The organism is Paractinoplanes lichenicola, assembly GCF_016785085.1.
In the GTDB taxonomy this organism is placed as follows: domain Bacteria; phylum Actinomycetota; class Actinomycetes; order Mycobacteriales; family Micromonosporaceae; genus Actinoplanes; species Actinoplanes lichenicola.
Window position 1 is genome coordinate 728,293 of the sequence record NZ_JAENHO010000001.1, and the last position, 19,874, is coordinate 748,166.

The 19,874-nt window shown below is 72.0% G+C and carries 18 protein-coding genes; 9 read left to right on the top strand and 9 right to left on the bottom strand.

Going from position 1 to position 19,874, the window contains the following annotated elements; genetic code table 11:
• The first annotated feature begins 9 nt into the window (after nt 1-9).
• The 3 genes from JKJ07_RS03205 (at nt 10) to JKJ07_RS03215 (ending at nt 1,431) form a co-directional block, all read left to right on the top strand.
• Nucleotides 10-444, top strand: a complete 435-nt coding sequence (locus tag JKJ07_RS03205) for an Ohr family peroxiredoxin (RefSeq protein ID WP_202989671.1) — start codon at nt 10-12, stop codon at nt 442-444.
• Nucleotides 437-907 carry a flavin reductase family protein gene (locus JKJ07_RS03210; protein WP_307834100.1) on the top strand — a complete coding sequence of 157 codons (471 nt, stop codon included), beginning with the start codon at nt 437-439 and terminating at the stop codon, nt 905-907. Before JKJ07_RS03205 ends, JKJ07_RS03210 begins: the two co-directional genes overlap by 8 nt.
• A gap of 74 nt (nt 908-981) precedes the next feature.
• Nucleotides 982-1,431 (top strand): hypothetical protein, encoded by a 450-nt coding sequence (locus JKJ07_RS03215; RefSeq protein ID WP_202989673.1) that lies wholly within the window; start codon nt 982-984, stop codon nt 1,429-1,431.
• A gap of 2 nt (nt 1,432-1,433) precedes the next feature.
• Here the strand turns inward: JKJ07_RS03215 and JKJ07_RS03220 are convergent, their stop codons facing one another.
• Together JKJ07_RS03220 and JKJ07_RS03225 are read right to left on the bottom strand one after the other, a co-directional pair.
• Nucleotides 1,434-2,570: a Fic family protein gene (locus JKJ07_RS03220; protein ID WP_307834101.1), complete on the bottom strand. Its 1,137-nt coding sequence runs from the start codon at nt 2,568-2,570 to the stop codon at nt 1,434-1,436.
• 68 nt (nt 2,571-2,638) lie between these two features.
• A complete protein-coding gene (locus tag JKJ07_RS03225; RefSeq protein WP_202989675.1) occupies nt 2,639-3,052 on the bottom strand; it encodes a DUF1761 domain-containing protein in 414 nt (137 codons plus the stop codon).
• Between the two features lie 63 nt (nt 3,053-3,115).
• On the opposite strand from JKJ07_RS03225, the gene JKJ07_RS03230 reads away from it, so the two are divergent.
• Nucleotides 3,116-4,084, top strand: a complete 969-nt coding sequence (locus tag JKJ07_RS03230) for a helix-turn-helix transcriptional regulator (RefSeq protein WP_202989677.1) — start codon at nt 3,116-3,118, stop codon at nt 4,082-4,084.
• Here JKJ07_RS03230 and JKJ07_RS03235 read toward each other — a convergent pair.
• Together JKJ07_RS03235 and JKJ07_RS03240 are read right to left on the bottom strand one after the other, a co-directional pair.
• On the bottom strand, nt 4,081-4,950 hold the full coding sequence (locus JKJ07_RS03235; RefSeq protein ID WP_202989679.1) for a hypothetical protein: 870 nt from the start codon (nt 4,948-4,950) through the stop codon (nt 4,081-4,083). The two genes, JKJ07_RS03230 and JKJ07_RS03235, sit on opposite strands and share 4 nt — an antisense overlap.
• A gap of 84 nt (nt 4,951-5,034) precedes the next feature.
• Nucleotides 5,035-6,393, bottom strand: a complete 1,359-nt coding sequence (locus JKJ07_RS03240; protein WP_202989680.1) for a BNR repeat-containing protein — start codon at nt 6,391-6,393, stop codon at nt 5,035-5,037.
• 81 nt (nt 6,394-6,474) lie between these two features.
• On the opposite strand from JKJ07_RS03240, the gene JKJ07_RS03245 reads away from it, so the two are divergent.
• Together JKJ07_RS03245 and JKJ07_RS03250 are read left to right on the top strand one after the other, a co-directional pair.
• Complete coding sequence (locus tag JKJ07_RS03245; RefSeq protein WP_202989681.1) at nt 6,475-7,461, top strand: aldo/keto reductase; 987 nt, start codon at nt 6,475-6,477, stop codon at nt 7,459-7,461.
• Nucleotides 7,462-7,496: 35 nt separating this feature from the next.
• Nucleotides 7,497-8,291, top strand: a complete 795-nt coding sequence (locus JKJ07_RS03250; protein WP_202989682.1) for a hypothetical protein — start codon at nt 7,497-7,499, stop codon at nt 8,289-8,291.
• On the opposite strand, the gene JKJ07_RS52185 is transcribed toward JKJ07_RS03250, so the two are convergent.
• From JKJ07_RS52185 to JKJ07_RS03275, 5 genes are all read right to left on the bottom strand, one after another.
• Nucleotides 8,260-8,628, bottom strand: coding sequence for an O-methyltransferase (locus JKJ07_RS52185; protein ID WP_369076992.1), 369 nt, complete (start codon nt 8,626-8,628; stop codon nt 8,260-8,262). The genes JKJ07_RS03250 and JKJ07_RS52185 overlap by 32 nt on opposite strands.
• Before the next feature lie 223 nt (nt 8,629-8,851).
• On the bottom strand, nt 8,852-10,585 hold the full coding sequence (locus tag JKJ07_RS03260; protein ID WP_202989684.1) for an ABC transporter ATP-binding protein: 1,734 nt from the start codon (nt 10,583-10,585) through the stop codon (nt 8,852-8,854).
• A complete protein-coding gene (locus JKJ07_RS03265; protein ID WP_202989685.1) occupies nt 10,582-12,264 on the bottom strand; it encodes an ABC transporter ATP-binding protein in 1,683 nt (560 codons plus the stop codon). Before JKJ07_RS03265 ends, JKJ07_RS03260 begins: the two co-directional genes overlap by 4 nt.
• Nucleotides 12,265-12,347: 83 nt before the next feature.
• Nucleotides 12,348-13,772: a sugar porter family MFS transporter gene (locus JKJ07_RS03270; RefSeq protein WP_202989686.1), complete on the bottom strand. Its 1,425-nt coding sequence runs from the start codon at nt 13,770-13,772 to the stop codon at nt 12,348-12,350.
• Between the two features lie 42 nt (nt 13,773-13,814).
• Entirely contained in the window at nt 13,815-16,817 is a 3,003-nt protein-coding gene (locus JKJ07_RS03275) for an AfsR/SARP family transcriptional regulator (RefSeq protein WP_202989687.1), read from the bottom strand.
• Nucleotides 16,818-17,013: 196 nt separating this feature from the next.
• Between JKJ07_RS03275 and JKJ07_RS03280 the strand changes: the two genes are divergently transcribed.
• From JKJ07_RS03280 to JKJ07_RS03290, 3 genes are all read left to right on the top strand, one after another.
• Nucleotides 17,014-17,529, top strand: coding sequence for a peptidase M23 (locus JKJ07_RS03280; protein ID WP_202989688.1), 516 nt, complete (start codon nt 17,014-17,016; stop codon nt 17,527-17,529).
• 197 nt (nt 17,530-17,726) lie between these two features.
• The gene (locus JKJ07_RS03285; RefSeq protein ID WP_307834102.1) at nt 17,727-18,698 is read left to right on the top strand and encodes a glycosyltransferase family 2 protein; all 972 of its coding nucleotides are present in this window, start codon (nt 17,727-17,729) and stop codon (nt 18,696-18,698) included.
• Nucleotides 18,695-19,858: a mannosyltransferase family protein gene (locus tag JKJ07_RS03290; RefSeq protein ID WP_202989689.1), complete on the top strand. Its 1,164-nt coding sequence runs from the start codon at nt 18,695-18,697 to the stop codon at nt 19,856-19,858. The genes JKJ07_RS03285 and JKJ07_RS03290 overlap by 4 nt, the downstream gene beginning before the upstream one ends.
• The last annotated feature ends 16 nt before the right edge of the window (nt 19,859-19,874 follow it).

The following is a 19,874-nucleotide window of genomic DNA, read 5'->3' on the forward strand; positions in this document are numbered from 1 at the left end:
GGAGTTCCCGTGTCGCACATCTACACCGCTAAAGCCCACGTCGCGGGCGGGCGCAACGGCCACGGCCGTACGGACGACGGCAAGCTCGACGTCGGCCTGTCCCGCCCGGCCACCGGCGGCCCCGGCACCAACCCCGAGCAGCTGTTCGCCGTGGCCTACGCCGCCTGTTTCGAGGGCGCCCTGGCCACCGTGGCCCGCCGGGCCCGCGTCGATTTGGGCGAGACCAGCGTCGAGTCGTCGGTCTCGCTCTCGTCGGTCGACGACGGCAGCTTCCGGATCGGCGCCACCCTGGCCGTGACGATCCCCGGCGTGACCGACCCGGCCGAGGCGGTCAAGCTGGCCACCGAGGCCGACCGGGTCTGCCCGTACTCGAACGCGGTGCGCGGCAACGTCGAGGTGGCCATCACCGCCAACGGCCAGTGGGTGGCGGGCCCCCGTGACTGAGCTGAGGAGGGCGTTCACCCTCTATCCCCGCGGCGTGATGGCCGTGGCCGCCCAGATCGACGGCGCGCCGGTCGGGCTCGCGGTCAGCGCGTTCGTGTCGGTGTCGCTCGACCCGCCACTGATCGCCCTCTGCATCGACGCGGCCTCCCGCACGTGGCCCGCGCTGCGCGGCGCCGACACGATCGGGGTCAGCGTGCTCACCGAGGAGCACGCCTGGCTCGGCCGCCAACTGGCCAGCCGCAGCCGCGACCGTTTCGCCGACGCGAAGTTCGACGAGACGGCCCGGGGCGCGCTGCTGCTCGACGGCGCCGCGGCCCGCTTCGAGTGCAGCCAGGAATCCGAGCTCCCCGGCGGCGACCACCTCATCGCGCTGCTCCGGGTGGAATCGATGACCGCCGACCCGGATCGCAAGCCGCTGCTCTGGCACGACTCGGAATTCCGGGCGGTCGCCCCGCTCCCCTGACGTGGCGCGGGGGCGCGACACCGTTCGCGCCCCCGCGCTACGCTCGGGCGTCAACCGAGCGGCGGTGCACAACGATGACTGACCCGGCACGACGCCCCCTCAACCCCGGCGGCGGCCCGATCCTGCGTCGCACGTACGGCCGGCTGCTGGCCATCTCCGTCGTCACCGTACTCCTCGTCTGGGCCATCGCGATCTCGGTCCTGGCCATCTCGGACGGTCACGCGGTGCTTATCGCGCTGGCGTACGCCGTGCTCGCCGTCGCCTCGCTCTGCCTGCTCGCCGCCACCGCCCGCGCCCGCGCCGCGATCCACGACGACGTCGCCGACCTGCCCGGCCTGCGCCTCTCCGCCACCCTGACCCGCATCGCCAGCTACGCCGGCTGGGCGGGCGCCCTCCCCGTGGTCGTCACGGGCATCGTGCAGGACGCCGTGCTGGCGGGCATCGTGCTCGCCGCGACCGCCCTGATCCTCGGCACCGCCGCCGACGGCACCCACCGCATCACCACACGCATCCTCACCACCTGACCTCATTCCCCGTACGGCGGAGCAAGAGTGAACGGCGTACGGGCCAGCTCCAGCGCCGCCTCCGGGAACCGCGCCCCTTCGGTGTAGTAACGCGCCCGCGTCCGCCCGACAGGAGCCAGCAAGCCGGCGGTCACCAGGTCACGCAGGTCGCGCTGGGCCTGCTGCAAAGTCAGCCCCTCCGCCTGCTCGTACCGTGAACGGCGGACCCGACCGGCGACAGCGACGTCGTGCAGCGCCGAGATCACTCGTTCGTCCAGACCGGCCGGGCCGACGAACGAGGCGAGCAGATCCCAGACTGCGCGGGACTGGTCCAGCCGCTTCTGCACAGTCTGCGCCTGCTGGTGATAGGCGACCAGATTGAACCGGATCCAGCCCGAGACGTCCTGCTCGGGCCGATAGGTGGCACCTCGGCGCTGAAGCTCCTGGTAGTACTCCCACGTGTTGCCGGGCCGGCCCAGCCACGCCTCGATGGACGAGAACTCCGGGGCCAGGGTGCCCTCGCGAGCAATCATCAACGTCTGCAGCGACCGCGACATCCGGCCGTTACCGTCGGCCCACGGGTGGATCGACACCAGGTGCAGGTGGGCCATGGCCGCGCGGATCAGCGGATGGATGTCACTGTCGGCGTTGAGCCAGTCGACCAGCTCGGCCATCAGATCCGGCACGTCCCCGGCGTCGGGAGCGGTGTAGGCCGCGACCCGCGGATCGCGGGGGTCGGTGACGTAGACCGGCCCGGCACGCCACTGCCCCGCCGGCTTGTTCCGCGTGTGGCGGTGTCCTTGCAACATCCAGTGCAGGGCGTTCAGCAATCCCTTGCCGTACTCGAAATCGGCTACGTCGTGCAGGGACTGCACATAGGTCATCATGCGCTGGTAGGCGAGCGTTTCCTCGCGGTTCTCGTCGGACACGTCGACGTCCCGCTCGCCGTCCATCAGGTCCTGAACGTCCTGGGTGCTGACCCTGAACCCCTCGATCGAGTTCGACGCGGCAACGGCATCAGCCGTCAAGAACTTGCGCAGCCCCGACGTCCACTTGCCAGGTCGATCCTGGACCTGGTGACGTAGGCGTTCTCGCATCTCATCAATGGCAGCGAGCACGGTCTGGTCGGATGCGGTCAAGCGCGGCGTCGGAAAAAGCACTGTCCAATGATAGAATGACGCAATCATTACGTCAAAGGGCCGCGGCTGACTGCAGCAGGGGCGAAAGATCAGACCGCCACCAGCACGACGCTGACGATGAGGCTGCCGAGCAGGTTGTAGGGGCCGGAGATGGCCGCGTAGGCCAGCGGGCGGGGGAAGTTGGGGTTGATGGCGATGTTCACCGTGTTGGCGGTGAGGTAGCCGAGGCCGACGATCAGACCGAACAGCAGGGCATCCCCGTACGTGTCGATGCGCAGTGCCGCCATGAGGATCGCGCTCGTGATGGTGATGATCAGGGCCGTCAGCGGCGGGCCGGCGTAGAAGAGCGGCGTGCCGAGCGGCTTGGCATCGGCTTCGCGGCCAAGGGACCGGTTGTAGGGCTTGGGAAAGAGCGCCGCGAACCAGACGCCGCCGAGCAGCACGAAGGCGATGAAGGCGAGCAGGATGCCGAGCCAGTTGAGGTCGTCCAGAACGTTGAACATGTGAGCAAGATTGGCAGCGGTAGGTGTCAGGGTGTGGCACCTACCTCGGGCAGAATCGCGGGTATGCCGAAGACTTCCGCGCGGCTCCTGGCCCTGCTCTCGCTGCTGCAGGCGCGCCGGGACTGGCCGGGCACGCTGCTGGCCGACCGGCTCGACATCAGCCTGCGCACCGTGCGCCGCGACGTCGACCGGCTGCGCGAGCTCGGCTATCCGATCGCCGCGATCAAGGGGCCCGACGGGGGTTACCGGCTCACCGCGGGCACCGAGCTGCCGCCGCTGCTGTTCGACGACGAGCAGGCCGTCGCGCTCGCCGTCGCCCTGCAGGTCGCCGCGACCACCCCGGGCAACGGGCTGGCCGAGTCGGCCGCGCGGGCGCTGAACACGATCCGCCAGGTGCTGCCGGCCCGGCTGCGCAACCGCATCGAGGCCGTACGGGTCACCGCGGTCGAACGGCCCGCCACCCGCCCGGCGGCCCCGGTCGACGGCGACGTGCTGCTGGCCCTGACCGCCGCCGTGCACGCCCGCGAGGTGCTGCGTTTCGACTACGGCCCGGAAGACCTGAGCCGGCCGCCCCGCCGGGTCGAGCCGCACCACGTGATCACGTGGGACGGGCGCTGGTATCTGGTCGCGTGGGACCTCGACCGGGCCGACTGGCGCACTTTCCGGGCCGACCGGATCACCGTACGGACCCCCAACGGCCCCCGCTTCACCCCGCGCGAGCTGCCCGGTGGCGACGTCACGGCGTACGTGATCGGGAAGTTTCGCGGCTCCGAGGACGGGAGCTGGCCCTGCCAGGGCACGGTGCTGCTCGACCTGCCGGCCGCCACCGTGGCCCTCTACACCCGGGAGGGCATCGTGGAGGAGGCCGGGCCCGGCCGCTGCAGGCTCACCGTCGGCTCCTGGTCGTGGCCCGCGCTGGCCGCCACCATCGCCCGCTTCGACGCCGACATCGAGGTGGTCGGCCCGGCCGAGCTGACCAACGCCTTCGCTCGCCTGGCCGATCGGTTCTCGAGAATCGCGCCGGCGAACTAGCTGAGTGTGGCCGCCTGAATATCGACGTTGCCGCACGACGGATGGAACGGGAGAACGTTGGCCCAGGTGACCCGGAGCAATTGCCCGGCCGGGGCCTTGAACGTGAGAACGAATACCGCGGTGCCGTTCGTCTGCTGATTCTCCAGGCTCGCCCGCACGGTCCGCCCGGCGAGGGTCGCCGTCAATTGTCCCCGGGCCATCCACACCCCGGCATAGAGGCGCAGGGTGCGGGTGGTGGGCGACGCGGCCACCGAGAAGGCGAAGCTTCCGTCGGCCTGACAGACGTACAGGCCGGTGGGTGACGGCCCGGTCGTGGTGGTCGGCGCGCCGCCGGTCCAGCGGAAGCTCTGCGGGTTGTTGTCGTAGCGGCTGCGGACGCCCTTGACGCTCAGCTCCTTGATCTCGCCGGTGCCGCCGCCGCGCCGGTTGACCGCCTCGGGGCTGGTCAGTCCCCAGTGGACCCAGTCGCGGGCGCCCAGCGCCGAAAGGTCGACCACGGCGGGAACCGGGGCCTGGCTGACGCTCAAGGCCGGCGTGACCGGCTTCGGGCTGGGTTTGGCCTTGGGCGGCGTCGTGTCGGCCGTCCCCACCGTCGGCACGGGCGGCTCCTCAGGCGAGGGCAAGGCCGAGGGTGGTGGCGCCGACGACTCCTCAGCCTCCGGCAACAGGGGCGGGTTCCACGGCGTCGGCAGGGCGACCGCCGGCGGGGCGGGCTCGGCGGGCCGGTTCACGAGAAACACGACCAGGGCGGTCGTCGCGAGCAGCACGAGGCTGCCGGCCACGGCGAACACCAGGGTCAGGCGGGCCCGGCGGGAGCCGTCCGGCTCGGCGTACAGGCCGGCCAGTTCCTCGCGATGTGTCGGCACGGATTACCTCGTCAGGTCGCACGGCGTTCCGGCGAGTCAGCGTACCGATACCAAAGGTGAGCCGATAGGTCTGAATAAATGGTTTCAGGAGGACTGCGTTCGCCAGTCCTGCACGTCGATCTGACTGCCGCCGTAACGGGGGGCGAAGATGCTCAGGACCCCGAGCGACCGGAGCCGTTGATGGTCGATCAGCGGATCGGAGTAACAGACCGGGCCCGACGTGTAGCGAATCGTCCAGTCGGTCCAGCCGGAGGCGCGCGACGCGGTTTCGATGTGCAGCTTGCGCGTGCTCGAATCACCGCTCGCGACGTACAGGTTGTCGTTGGCGTCGACGGCTATGTCGCCGCGCGCGGAGCGTTCGAGGAACGGCGTGTAGGTCTGGTGCCAGACCTTGCTCTCCTTGTCGCGCCAATAGTGGACCAGCACGGCGGTCTCCCGCGCGCTGGTGAAGTCGGGGTTGCTCGGAGCGGCCGCGGGCAGGTGGGAGGCGAGCACGTGCACGATCCCCGCCGCGTCGACCACCTGCGACTCCTGGTTGATCAAACCGCGGTTCTGGCCGATCCCCCACACTTTCAGGTTCGCCGCGGCCGACGCCAGCGGGTTGCTTCCGGTCGTCGCGACCACGGTGCCGGCACTGTTGCGCCACGTGCGGCCCTTGTCCTTGCTGTACGCATAGAAGAGGTCGTGATTCGTCGCGGCGTCCGAGGTCTCCCGGACGGTCCAGGTCACGTGCAGCAGCGGCCCGCTCGGGTCGAAGTTGTCGTATTCGATGCCGAACAGGTAGGCGTTGTTGTTGTAGGTCGTGCCGTCGATGAACTCGCCGAGATACGTCCACGCGCCGGCCCGATATTCGTAGAGCACCTCGTCACCGGTGCCACTGACCCCCGTACGGATGGCTAGTTGCAGCGTGCCGTCGGGGTGCGCGAAGAACTGCGGGTACGTCACGACGGCCATGCTCGTGCTGGTCAGGCTGCTCTGCACGGCGCCGAAGCGGTCGGCCGTCCAGGCGTGCGCGCCCGGCGTGGTGGCGAGCCCGGCGACCGACTTGCGATAGCGGAACACCGACGAGTGCGTGTCGAAGGCCAGGTGGATGGTGCCGTCGGCCGGGGCGATGCCGATGCTGATCGTGTTGTGCGAGTCGGTGGAGGTGGTGCGGTAGTCGGTCAGGCGCAGGTTGGCCCACGCGCCGGAGGGCAGCTGCCGCCGCGAGAGGTTGACGTAGCCGTCCTGATCCCAGAACGCCGCATACTGCCAGCCGTTGACCGTGACGATGCCGTCCTGCTGGAAGGACTCGCCGTTCATGTAACCCGTGTACGTCAGGGCCGTACGCCCGTTGGTCGTCAGCACGGTCGTGGAGATGGCCGTCACCGTCGGCGCGGCCGGGACTGCGATCGACACCGCCGCCAGTACCGACGCCAGCGCGACCTTGACATAGATAGCCATAAATGGATGCTACGCCTGTGGGCCGAACCAGGTAATGACAGAACCTCCCGGGCCCGGTGGCGACGGGTCTACGGTTGCCGCATGCAGAAGCGCATCCTCGGCAACGACCTCGAAGTGTCCGCCATCGGCTTCGGCGCGATGGGCATGAGCCAGAGCTACGGCCCCGGTCCCGATCGGGCGGCCAACATCGCCCTGCTCCGCGACGCCGTCGAGCTCGGGGTCACGTTCTTCGACACCGCCGAGGTCTATGGGCCTTTCGTCAACGAGGAGCTGGTCGGCGAGGCCCTCTCCCCCGTACGGGATGAGGTCGTCCTCGCCACGAAGTTCGGGTTCGCCTTCGACGCCGACGGCAAGCAGACCGGCCTGTCGAGCCGCCCCGAGCACATCAAGCAGGTCGCCGACGCCTCCCTCAAGCGGCTGCGCACCGACCGCATCGACCTGTTCTATCAGCACCGGGTCAACCCCGACGTGCCGATCGAGGACGTGGCGGGCGCCGTCAAGGAGCTGATCGAGGCGGGCAAGGTCAAGCATTTCGGCATGTCCGAGGCGGCCGCGGCCACCGTGCGCCGCGCCCACGCCGTGCAGCCGGTCACCGCCCTGCAGAATGAGTATTCGCTGTGGTGGAAGCGCCCCGAGGCCGAGATCATCCCGCTCTGCGAGGAGCTCACCATCGGCCTGGTGCCGTACAGCCCGCTCGGCAAGGGCTTCCTCACCGGCACCATCACCGCCGACACCGCGTTCACGCCGGGCGACATCCGCGGCACGATCCCGCGCTTCGAGGCCGACGCCCGCAAGGTTAATCAGGAACTGGTCGAGCTGCTCGGCACCATCGCCGCCGGCAAGAACGCGACGACCGCCCAGATCGCCCTGGCCTGGCTGCTCGCCCGCAAGCCGTGGATCGTCCCGATCCCGGGCACCCGCCGCCCCGAACGCCTGCGGGAAAATCTCGGCGCCGCCGACGTCACGCTGACCAGCGACGACCTGGCGGAGATCGACGCCGCCACGGCCCGGGTCGAGATCCAGGGCGGCCGTTACGCCCCGGCCACCGAGGCCATGACCAACCGCTAGAAGCCCTGGGGGGCGAGGCCGGTACGGTCGGAGCAGTGACGTTGCTGCTCCTCAAACTCACGCTCGCGCCGCTGCTGGTCGCCGGGTCGTCGCTGGCCGGTCGCCGCTGGGGCAGCCACGTCACCGGCACACTCGTCGCACTACCCATCGTGGCCGGCCCGATCCTGCTGATCACGTGCCTGGAACAGGGCACCCGTTTCGGCGCCCGAGCGGCGTCGTCCGCGCTGCTCGGCCTGGTCTCGCTGGCGGTCTTCGCAGTGGTTTTCGCGTACGCGAGCCGCCGCGCACGCTGGCCGTCCGCCCTGACCGTGTCCTGGACGGCGACGGTGCTGGCCGACATCCTGCTGGCCCAGGTGACGGTGACGCTGCCCGCCGGCTGGGCCCTGCTGCTGGTGCTGGCCTCCGTGTGGGCCGGCACCCGCCTGCTGGCGGCCCTCGACCGGGACCAGGGTGATTCGCCCCCGGTGACGCCGCCGTGGTGGGACCTGCCGGCCCGCGCGGCGGCAACCGCCGTCCTTGTCCTGACGGTCACCGGAATCGCCGCGACCGCCGGCCCGGTGGTGACCGGCATCCTGGCCCCGTTCCCGATCGCCACCAGCGTGGTCGCCGCCTTCGTGCTGGCCCAGCAGGGCTCCCCCGCGGTGATCGCCACGCTCGGCGGAACCATGCGGGGCCTGATCGGCTTCGCGTTGTTCTGCTTCCTGGTGGCCGTGCTGCTCGGCCCCCTGGGCATCGCGTTCGCGTTCGTAATCGCGACCGCAGCCGTGCTCCTGGTGCAGGCGACGTGGACGGCGGCGGTCAGGCGAACGCGCGCCGGGTCACCAGGATGAGGCCGGTCGCGGCGGGAAGTTCGGCCGCGATCAGGCGCGGATCGGTCAGGAGCCTGCGGCGGACCTCCGCGACCGCCGCGAGGTGGGCGGCCTCGGTGTAGCGGGCCGGGTCCATGTCGTCGACCACCAGGGTTCCGCCCGGCCGCAGCGCCGCGATGGTGCGGTCGAGCCCGGTCCATTTGCCACCCTCGGCATCGGCGAAGATCAGCTCGTACGAGCCGAGCGTGGCCAGCAAACCCTCGGCGTCACCGCTGTGCACCCGCACCGGTGACGGCCAGTCGGCCTGCGCCGCGAGGGCGGCCAGCTCCTCGTCCCGCTCCACAGTGTCGATCACCACGCGGGATCCGGCGGCGGCCCCGTACGCGAGCCAGGCCGTCCGACACCCGACCCGGTTCCCAGCTCGAGAATGCGCCCACCGGCCGGAACCGCCGCCGCCAGCACCGCGAGCAGCGCCCCGGCCGCCGGCTCGCACGAGTAGGCGAACCCACGCTCCGCGGCGCGCCGAGCAGCCTCCCGTCACACTCCGCACGATCGGTTCGGCCAGCATGACCGTCATCGTCTCAGCTTCGGGCGGACCAGGCCGCCCAGAGATCGGCGTAACGGCCGCCCGCGGCGACCAGGTCGGCGTGGGGGCCGGATTCGACGATCGTGCCGTGCTCCATGACGATGACCCGGTCGGCCGCGGCGGCCTGGGTGAGGCGGTGAGCGACCACCAGCGCGGTGCGCCCCTCCAGGGCCGCGGCGGCCGCCTGTTCCAGGTCGCGGGCGCCCGCGCTGCCCGCCTCGGCCGTGGCCTCGTCGAGGACCACGACCGGCGGGTCCAGCAGCACCACCCGGGCCAGGGCCAGTTGCTGGGCCTGGGCCGCGGTCAGGGCATGCCCGCCGTCGCCGACCACCGTGCCGAGGCCCGCGGGCAGGTCCCGCGCCCAGGTCAGCGCGCCGACCCGGGCCAGGGCCGCGGTCACCTCGTCGTCCGTCGCGGCGGGACGGGCCAGGCGCAGGTCGTCGGCGAGCGGGCCGGCGAAGACGTGGGTCTCCTGGCTGACGATGGCGACGGTGCTCGCGGGCAGGTCGGTCACCGCGACCCCGCCCACGGTGGCCCGGCCGCGATCGGGCCGCAGGATGCCGGCGGCCAGCGAGGCGGCGGTGGTCTTGCCCGCTCCGGTCGAGCCGACCAGCGCGACCCGCTCCCCGGGGGCCACGCGCAGCGAGACCCCGTCCAGCACGGGCGGGCCGTCGCCGTACGCGAAGCTGACGTCGTCGAGCGCAAGTTCTCGGCCCGGCGGCGGCTCGGCCCCGTCGCGCTGCTCGACCGGCATGCCGAGCACCCCGACCAGGCGGGCCAGGCTTGCGCCGGCGTCCTGGGCCCGGTCGAAGGTGGCCATCAGCATCGCCATCGGGTTGAAGAGCCGGTGGAACAGCAGGGCGGCCGCGGACACCTCACCCACGGTGACCTGCCCCGACCGTACGAGAAGGAAGCCGGTCACGAGCACGGCGCCCAGCCCGATGAGCTCGGCCCGGTTGATCCGCCCCACGAAGCGGGTGTAGAGGCCGAACACGCTCATCGAGATGTCCCGGGCGCGGGCGGAAGCGGTCTCGATGTCGGCCCGGTGCCGGTCCTCGAGGCGGTAGGCGTGCACGGTGGCCAGGCCCTGCATGCCCTCGACGAACAGCTGGGAGCGGTCGGCGATGGCGACCCGCTCGGCGGCGTAGGACGGGGCGGCGCGCGGCAGATACCAGCGCAGCCCGATCACGTAGAGCGGCACCGACAGCGCCCCGGCCAGGCCCAGACGCCAGTCGAGCCCGGCCATCGCGATCAGGCTCAGCGTGGTGAGCAGCAGGGCCGAGATCATGCCGGGCAGGAACTCGGACACGGCCCGGCCGATCGCGGCGATGTCGGCGCTGACCCGCGAGAGCAGGTCGCCGCGGCCGGCCCGGTCGAGCACCAGCGCGGGCAGCCGGAGCGCGGTGGCGACGGTCTGTTCGCGCAGGTCGGCCAGGATCCGGGAACCGAGCCGGCTGATCAGGTGGCCGGCCACCCCGGTCGCGACCCCACCGGCGACGGCGGCGGCCACGATGGTCACGGCGACGCCGAGGATCGCGCCCGGTTCGCTGCCGGCCCGGATGCGGTCGACCAGCAGACCCAGGGCGTACGCGGGAATGATCGACGCCCCCGCCGCGAGCAGGCCGGCGGCCAGGGTGACCGCGCTGCTGCCCTTGCGCTGCCACAGCTCGGCGCCCAGCCAGGCCCGGGTCCGGCGGCCGTCGGCGATCGGCAGGATCTGGCCGGTCATCGCAGCACCGCCCGCCGGTAGGCCTCGTCGGTCGCGCTGAGGCCGGCGTGGCTGCCCTCGGCGGTGACGGCGCCGTCGGCGATCACGACGACCCGGTCGGCCGCGGCGAGCAGGGCCGGGCTGCTGGTGATGACGACGGTGCCGAACCGGGCCTGGTCGTCGTGCCGCAGCGCGCGGATGCCGCCGGCGATGACCTGCTCGGTGACGGCGTCGACCGCGCTCGTCGGATGGTGCAGCACCAGCAGCGGCGGCCGGGCGAGCAGGGCCCGGGCCAGCGCGACCCGTTGCCGCTGGCCGCCCGACAGGTTGGTGCCGCGTTCGGTGACGGGGGTGTCGAGCCCGGCCAGCTGGTCGGCCGCGGCGGCTCGGAGCGCCCGTGGGAGGTGGTCGCCGCCGTCCGCGCGCAGGTCGATATTGCTGCCCAGCGTGCCGGTGAACAGGTCGGCCTGGTGCGGCTCGACGTGCAGCAGCCGGCGGGCCCGGTCGCGCTCGACGGTCTCCAGCGGCACCCCCGAGAGCAAAATCGTTCCCTCGTACGCGTCGGGGACGGCCAGCAGCCGCACCAGCGCGTCGGCGTCGGCCGCCCGGTGGGCCACGACGCCGACGAACTCCCCCGGGCGTACGTGCAGGTCGAGTCCGCTCAGCGGGCCGTGCTCGACGCCCGTCAAGCGCAGCTCGCAGGCCGGCTCGTCGGGTTCGGCGGTGCCGTCCGGCAGCACCAGCCCCGACCCGATGACCCCGGCGACCCGGTCGGCCGAGGCCCGCGCGGTGGCGTACCAGCTGGGCACGATGGCCAGCGTGCCGAACGGCTCGATCAGGAACTGGGCGGAGCCGATCACGGTGATGAACTGGCCGATCGTGATCCGGCCGGTCAGCGCGAACCAGCCGGCGACGATCGCGATACCGCCCGCCAGCAGCGTGCTCAGCATCGTCGAGGCGCCCTGGTACGCGTTCTGGGTGCGCGACGACCGCAGGGTGGCGGCCAGCGAGAGCCTGCTCACCGCCCGGTAGCGCTCGGCCGCCGCGTCCTGCGCCCCGATGCCCCGCAGCGGCCGCAGCCCCGTGACCAGGTCGGTGGCCAGCGAGGTGGCCCGGCCCGCCTGTTCCTGCTGGTCGGCGACGCGGCGGGCGATCAGCGGGGCGGTCAGGTTGAGCACGGCCAGCACGATCGGGGTGGCGATCAGCACGATCAGCCCGAGCGGCCACGAGATCACCAACAGCGTGATCGCGCTGACCGCCGCCGCCACCAGCGCGCTGGTCACCCGCGGGATGTGGTCGAGCACGTACGAGGTGTATTCGGCGTCGGTGGTCGAGACGGTGAGCAGGTCGCCGGGCCGCCGGTCGGTCCGCAGCCCCCGCGGGTGCAGGATCTTCGCGGCGACCTCGACCCGCAGCAGGTGCCCCTCGCGGGCGATCGCGCGCTGCAGGTTCCGCGCGCCGAAGCGGTAGGTCACCGTCAGCACCAGATACGTCGCGGCCAGCACGCCGATCCAGAGCAGCAGCGCGCCCACGTCACCGGTGTCGACCGCCCGGTCGACGATCACGCCGATGAGTACCGGCACGAGGGCCGCGCAGAGCTGATAGACACCGGCCAGGACGGTTCCGGCCCAGAGCCGCCGCCCGTTGCGGGCGACCGCCCGGCGCAGCACCGCGGCGCCGGGCTTGGTTGTGCGCGACACCGCGAAGCTCCTCACCCAAAGATCAAGTAAGGGGAGCCTAACCGTCGATGTCGTGGTTCGCCCTCGGCGGTGACGCCCGCCACCTACCGGCCCGCAAACTCCCGGGGCGAGAACTTGCCCTGTTCCAGCCGGTTCTCGATCTCCTCCAGGCTGCGGCCGGTCAGCTCGGGCATCTTCCGGTACAGGAAGACGAACGCGATGATGTTGAAGGCCGCGTACATCCAGAACGTCTGGCCCGTGCCGATGGCCTTCATGGTGCTCAGCAGCGTCAGGGTGATGAGCACATTGGTCCCCCACAGCGACGCCGACTGCGCCGCGGCGCCGGCCGCCCGGGTCGCCAGCGGATAGATCTCGGAACCGGTCAGCCAGCCCATCAGCTGGATCCCGCCGGCGGTGAACGCCATGAAGGCGATCAGGGTGGCGACGATCCACGGGATCATCGACTTGCCGTCGTGGCCGGTGACGAAGAACGAGCCGAGCACGATGAGCGCGATCGCGGCGCACGGCAACGTCAGCAGGGTCAGCCGGCGCCGCCCGACCCGGTCGATGATCGACAGGCCGATGAGCTGGGCGATCAGGTAGGTCAGGCCGAGCGCGACGGAGACCCGCAGCGCGGTCGAGTCGGAGAAGCCGTTGTCGGTCAGGATGGTCGGCGTGTAATAGACGATCATCTCGATGCCGGACAGCTGCGTGAAGACGGCCAGCCCGCAGCCGACCACGAGCGCCGGCCGCACCCAGGCCGCCCTGAGCCCGGCCCAGCCGCGGGTGCCGGCCCGCTTCTCGGCCTGCGCGTTGTCCTCGATCTCGCGCATCTCGCCGGACAGGTCGCTGCCGTGCGGGCGCACCCGCTCCAGCGCCTGTCGCGCCCGGTCGAGGTGGCCCTCCCGGGCGAGCCAGCGCGGGCTCTCCGGCAGCTTGAGCATCAGGGCGAACATGATCGCGGCCGGGACGGCGGCCATGCCGATCGCCACCCGCCAGTCGATGATCTCCGCCGCGCCCACGATCGTCGCGATGACGATGCCGACCCCGATCGCGATCTGGAAGAACAGCACCAGGCGCCCGCGGTAGGCCGTCGGCGCCAGCTCGGCCACATACACCGGGGCGGTCTGCGTGGCCCCGCCGACCGCGAAGCCGAGCACGAGGCGGCTGAGCGACAGGGTGATCGGGTCGGGCGAGAGCGAGGCCGCGAGCGACCCGATCACGAAGACGACGCCGATGAGCAGCAGGGTGCCGTGCCGGCCCCGCCGTTCGGCCAGCCGGCTGCTGGTGAGGGCGCCGATGACCGCGCCCACGAGGATCGAGGCGGCGATCACCTGTTCCCACACGTGATCGATGTCGAAGTCCTCGCCGATCTGCAGCAGGGCGCCGGAGATGATGCCGGTGTCGTACCCGTACAGCAGGCCCGAGACGGCCGAGACGAGGGCGACCGCGACCACCGAGCCGGTGAGCCGATCGCCGCTGGTCGCCTGACGCGTTCCCGCGTCGTCGTGACTGGTTCCACCCACCATGAACCAGCCTGTACCCCAATGATCGATGTCTATGCAGCCGGTTCAGCGGCCGCCGGTCTCCTCGCGCAGCCGATCGGCCTCCTGCCGGGCCAATTCCGCCTCGGCCGGGCGGCCCAGGCGGCGGTGGAGCGCCGACAGCACGGTGAAGGCGCGGGCCAGCAGCACCCGATAGCCGCCCGCGCGGGCCCGCTCCACCGCCCGGTCGACGGCCACGGCGGCCGGGGCCAGATCGCCCCGGGACAGGTGGGCGGCGGCCAGGCCGGTCGTGGCGTCGATCTCGACGTAGACGTCGGAGGCCTGCGCGGCCAGCCGCACCGCCGCCTCGTACTGGGTGATCGCGTCGTCGGTGCGGCCCAGGGCCAGATAGGCCGGGGCCAGCGCGTTGCGGGCCTGGCACTCGCCGCCGACGTCGCCGGCCGCCGAGCTCACCTCGGCCGCCTGTTCGGCGTGCCGCCGGGCCTGCTGCGGGTCGCTCGTCGCGGTGGCCAGGGACACCCGGGCCACGGTCTCCAGCAGCGGTTCGTCGAGCTCGCGGGCCAGGCGCAGCGCCTCGGTGGCCTCGGCCACGGCCTCGTCGGCGGCGCCCTGCTGACTCAGCACGAGCGCCAGGTTGCCGCGGGACAGAGCCACCGCCGTACGGGCGCCGCCCTGCTCGGCCAGGGCGATGGTCTGCCGCAGGTAGTCGTGGGCGGCGGCGAGCCGGCCCAGGCTGAAGTGGGCGCCGGCCAGCATGTTGAACGCGTCCCCGGCGGGCGCCCCACCGGTGCGGCGGGTGACGTCGAGGCTGCGCTCGATGTGCTCGACGGCCTTCTCGAAATCGCCCCGCATGAAGGCCAGCGACCCGATCGCGCTCTCGGCCACCGCCTCGGCCTCGGGCCAGCCCGCCTCCCGGCTCAGGCGCAACGTCTCCACGTACTGGACGTGGGCGGCGGGCGCGTCGTGCTGGCGCTGGTAGTAGTTGCCCAGGCTCAGCGTGGCCATCGTCCGGGCCGGCAGGTCGTCGGCGGCCGACGCCGCGGTGGCCACCGCCTGCCACTGCTCGCCGAAGCCGCGGCCCCAGAACCAGCCGCGCAACAGGTCGGCCACGTGCCAGGCGCCGGGCTGCAGGGCCACCGCGACCAGGTTGTGCAGCTCGGCGTTGAGCCATGCCACGACCTCACCGACGGGGGCCGGCTCGGGGTCGCGCGGGTGCTCCGCGGGGTAGGGCAGGCGGATCATCTGCGGATACATGGCCCTTGCGGCACTGTCGCAGCGGCGCAGGTAATACGCGTACAGGCCGGTGGCGGCGGCCTCGGTCTCGGCGGGCTCCGCGCACCCGCGGGCGTATTCACGCAGCAGGTCGTGCGGCGCGAACCGGCCGGCGCCGCGCGCCTCGACGAGGTGGGCCCGGGCCAGCCTGCGCAGCCGGCGCCCGGCCACGTCGACCGGCTCGCCGGTGGCGGCCGCGACCGATTCCGGGGTGAAGTCGTGGCACGGCAGCACCCCGAGGGTCCGGAAGGTGCGTTGCTCCGCCTCGTCGAGGCTCTCGTACGACAGGTCGAAGGTGGCCGCCACCCGCAGGTCGCGCTCGCCGTCCACCTCGAGCGCGGCGAACCGGTCGAGCCGCAGGTCGGACAGGTGGGTCGCGATGTCGCGCCGGCCGTCCTCGGCCAGGTTGGCGGCGGCGATGCAGACCGCGAGCGGCAGCCGGTCGCACGCCTCGACCAGGCCGGCCGCCGCGGCGGGCTCCTGGGCGACCCGGGTGTCGTCGAGGAACCGGCCGAGCAGGTGCACGGCCTCGGCGGGCGGCAGCGGCGGCACTGTCAGCAGGCGGGCCCCGTGCCCGGCGACCAGGCCGGTCAGCCGGTTGCGGCTGGTCACCACGGCCGTCGCCGACGGGCTGCCGGGCAGCAGGTCGCGCACCTGCTCGGTCGAGCGGGCGTTGTCGAGCACGATCAGGATGCGCCGGCCCGAGACCATCGACCGGTACAGCTTGACCGCGTCCTCGTAGTGGGCGGGCACGGCCCGGGCCTCGACGCCGAGCGAGATCAGCAGATGCCCGACCGCCTCGGCCGCCGGCATCGGCCGCTCCCGGTGGAAGCCGTGCAGGTCGATGAAGAGCGCGCCGTCCGGGAAGCCGGGCGCGGCGTCGTGCGCCCACTGCACCACCAGCGCGGTCTTGCCGACGCCAGGCGGACCGACCACCGCCACCACGGGCAGGGCGGGCCGCTCGGCCGACGACACCAGCTCGTCGAGGCGCTTGAGCTCGGTCGTGCGGCCGGTGAAGCAGGCCACGGCCGGGGGCAGCTCGGCCGGCGGGCAGGCCGCGGCGTCGGCGGGCTGGTCGCGCAGGATCGCCTGCTGCAGCTCGGTCAGCTCGGCGCCGGGTTCGATGCCCAGGTCGGTCACGAGCGTGTCGCGCAGCTCCCGGAACACCTTGAGCGCGTCGGCCTTGCGCCCGGAACCGCTCAGCGCCCGCATGAGCTGGCCGTGCAGGCGTTCCCGGTACGGGTTCTCGCTGGTCAGCACGGTCAGCTCGACCACGATGGCGGACCCGGCGCCCAGCTCGAGCTCGACGTCGAACCGGCGCTCCGACGCGGACAGCCGCAGCTCCTCGAGGCGCAGCCCGTACGTGGCGAGGGCGGGCTCGTCGGCCAGGGCGCCGAACGGGCGGCCCTTCCAGCGGGCCAACGCCGTACGGAAAAGGTCTCGGGCTTTTTCGAGCTCACCCCGCGCGGCGGCCTCGTCGGCGGCGGCGATCTCGGCCTCGAACTCGCCCGCGTCCACCGTCGACGGCTCCGCGACCAGGCAATAGGTCACGCCCTGGCGAACGACGGCGGCACGCCCGAGCGTACGGCGCAGCTGGTGCACGTAGTTGCGCAGGTTCTCCACGGCGGACGCCGGCGGCTGCTCACCCCAGACGGCATCGACCAGCTCGGGCACCGGGACCGGCTCGTTGAGCCGGCTCAGCAGCACGGCGAGCAGCAGCCTCGGCTTGCCCGGTGACAGCCCGAGGGGCCGGCCCTCGTCCTCGACCTCGAAACCGCCGAGGATCCTGAACCTCAAAACCGTCCCCTGTCGCAGGCGTCCGTTCATTCACCCGCAACGATAGAAAACGCATGCTTTCCGGGTCGCGGCGCAGCGATCGATATCACTTCACCGTGCGGGCGGAACACGGCCGTCCATCCTGATGTGCTGGGCCGTTCCACCGAGGGGCGTTCGGATCAATCGACAATCACCGCTCCCGGTAGCGTCCGCCGTCGTGCGTGCGTTGTTCGTGGTTGCCGTGGCCGTGCTGGCCGGCTTTGTCCTCAGTCCGATGTTGAAGGCCGACGCCGAGTGTGCCTCGGCGGCCGCGGCGCCGGCGCCCAAGGGCTGGAACAAGGAGCAGGTGGCCAACGCGCGCCTGATCGTCACCGTCGGCCACGACCGGCGGGTGCCCGGCGCGGCCCAGGTGATCGCGGTGGCGACCGCTATCCAGGAATCCAGCCTGCGCAACCTCAAGGGCGGCGACCGCGACTCGATCGGCCTGTTCCAGCAGCGGCCCAGCCAGGGCTGGGGCACGCCGAAGCAACTGTCCGATCCGGCCTATCAGACCAACAAGTTCTACGACAAGCTGCTGCGGATCGACGGCTGGCAGAAGATGCGGGTCACCGAGGCCGCCCAGGCCGTGCAGATCTCCGCCTTCCCCGAGGCCTACCAGAAGCACGTCCCGGCGGCCACCAGCCTCGTCGGCTCCTTCAGCGACGACCAGGAGCCCTGCACCGCGAACTCTTGAGTTTGACCTCAAGCGTGCCGCGGCCGCCGACGCCCTGCCCGGCCTGATCGACAATGTCGCCTCGCTGACCGCCGACAACGCCGCGCAGCAGCAGCGGATCGCCGACCTCCGGCCGCTCGTGCACGCCCTCTCCCGGTTTCGTGCCACCTCGTCCGGCTTTATCCGGGCCTTATCGGCGCCTGATCATCGTCTTTCTCGTGAAGTCTTACGAGGGAATCCCGCAACTGTCGGTAGTCGTGCCGGTCTTCAACGAGGAGGACGTGCTGCCGCTGTTCGCCGAGCGGCTGCGTCCCGTGCTCGACGGCCTCGAGGTGCCGTACGAGGTGCTCACGGTCGACGACGGCAGCCGGGACGCCACCCCCGCGGTGCTGGCGCGGATGCGTCAGGAGTGGCCGCAGTTACGCGTCGTCCGGTTGCGCCGCAACGCCGGGCACCAGAACGCGCTCACCGCCGGCCTGCACCGGGCCCGCGGGCGGTATGTGGTCAGCATCGATGTCGACCTGCAGGACCCGCCCGAGGTCATCGCCGACATGCTGCGGCTGGCCGAGAGCGAGGGGCTCGACGTCGTCCACGGCGTACGGACCGACCGCAGCACCGACAGCCCGTTCAAGCGCTGGACGGCCGGGCTCTACTACCGGCTGATCCGGCGGGTGGTCGGCGCCGCCGTGCCGCACAACGCCGGCGATTTCCGCCTGCTCAGCCGTACGACCGTGGACGCCCTGACCGAGTTGCCGGAGCAGCTGCCGGTCTATCGCCTGCTCGTGCCGTGGCTGGGGCTGCCCAGCGGCGAGGTGCCGTACGCCCGGCAGGTGCGCGCGGCCGGTCGCTCGAAGTATCCGCTGGCCAAGATGATCCGGCTGGCGCTGGACAGCATCACCGGGTTCTCGGCCGCGCCGCTGCGGGTGGCGACGTGGCTGGGCTGCGCGGGCATCGCCCTCTGTTTCGTGATGGCCGCGGCCGTGCTCGGGGCCTACCTGTGGGGCAGCGTGGTGCCCGGCTGGACGTCGATGTTCGTGGCGCTGGTCTTCCTCGGCGCGCTGCAGCTGCTCTGCCTGGGCCTGCTCGGCGAGTACGTGGCCCGCATCTTCACGTCGGTGCAGGGCCGCCCGCCGTACGTCGTCACGTATGACTCCGCGGTGACCCGTCGCCCGGCTGGAGTGTCGTCATGACCGCGACGCTCATCGTCGAACCCGACCTCGTCATCAGGGCTCGCAGTCCCTGGCGATCGGCGGCGCTGGCCGCCCTCGCGGTCTGGTCGGCCACGGCCGCGGTCCACCTGCTGGTCGGCGCGTTCGCGTGGCTCACCTATCGGGGCGCCGGGCCCGCCCCCGACTTCTGGTCAGGGTTCCTCGGCTGGAACAACTGGGACGCCCAGCACTACGTGCGGATCGCCGAGCACGGCTACGCCGGCCTCACCGCCGGCTACCCGGCGTTCTTCCCGCTGTATCCCCTGCTGATCAACCTCGCCGGCGGCGGCATGATCGGCGCCCTCCTCGTGGCCAACGCCGCCGCCATCGGGGCCCTGGCCGTGCTCTATCGGCTGGCCGACCACGAGTTCGGGCCGCGGGTGGCCCGGCGCGCGGCCTGGTATCTCGCCGTCTTCCCGATGGGGTTCTTCCTGTTCATCGGCTACAACGAGTCGCTGTTCCTGCTGCTGATGGTGGGTGCGCTGTACGCCGCGCGCCGCGGCCACTGGTGGCTGGCGGGCACGCTGGGCGCGTTCTCGTCGGCCACCCGGCTGTTCGGCCTGCTGCTGGTCCTCCCGCTGGCCGTCGAATACGTGCGCCAGGTCGGCTGGCGGCCCCGCCGGGACGTGCTGGCGCTGGGCCTGGTGCCGCTGGGCGTGGTGGCGTACAGCGTCTATTGCCTGATCGAGCTGGGCAACCCGCTGCAGTTCAGCATCGCCCAGGACGAGTGGGGCCGGAAATACACGTTCCCGGGCGGGGCCTGGCTGAGCTCGGTCACGCAGATCTTCGGGCACGGGCCGCTGCACAAGGACACCCTCGGCGCGCTCCTCGACGCGGGCACGATCCTGCTCGCGATCGTGCTGCTCGTCATGTGCGTCAAGGGCCCGTTCAAATTCCGGCCGGACCAGCGCTACCTGGTCGTGCAGGGCGCGATCACCCTGGTCATGCTGATGTCGACCGAGGTCGCCGGCCGCTCGATGCAGTCGGCCGCGCGCTACGCGATGGAGGCGGTGGCGATCTTCCTGGTGCTGGCCCGGATGGGCGCGAACCAGACGCTCGACCGTACGGTGCTGGTGGTCGGGGCGGGTCTGCACACGCTGCTGCTGGTGGTCTTCATGGCCGGCACCTTTCTGGTGGCCTGATCCGTGACCTTATCGT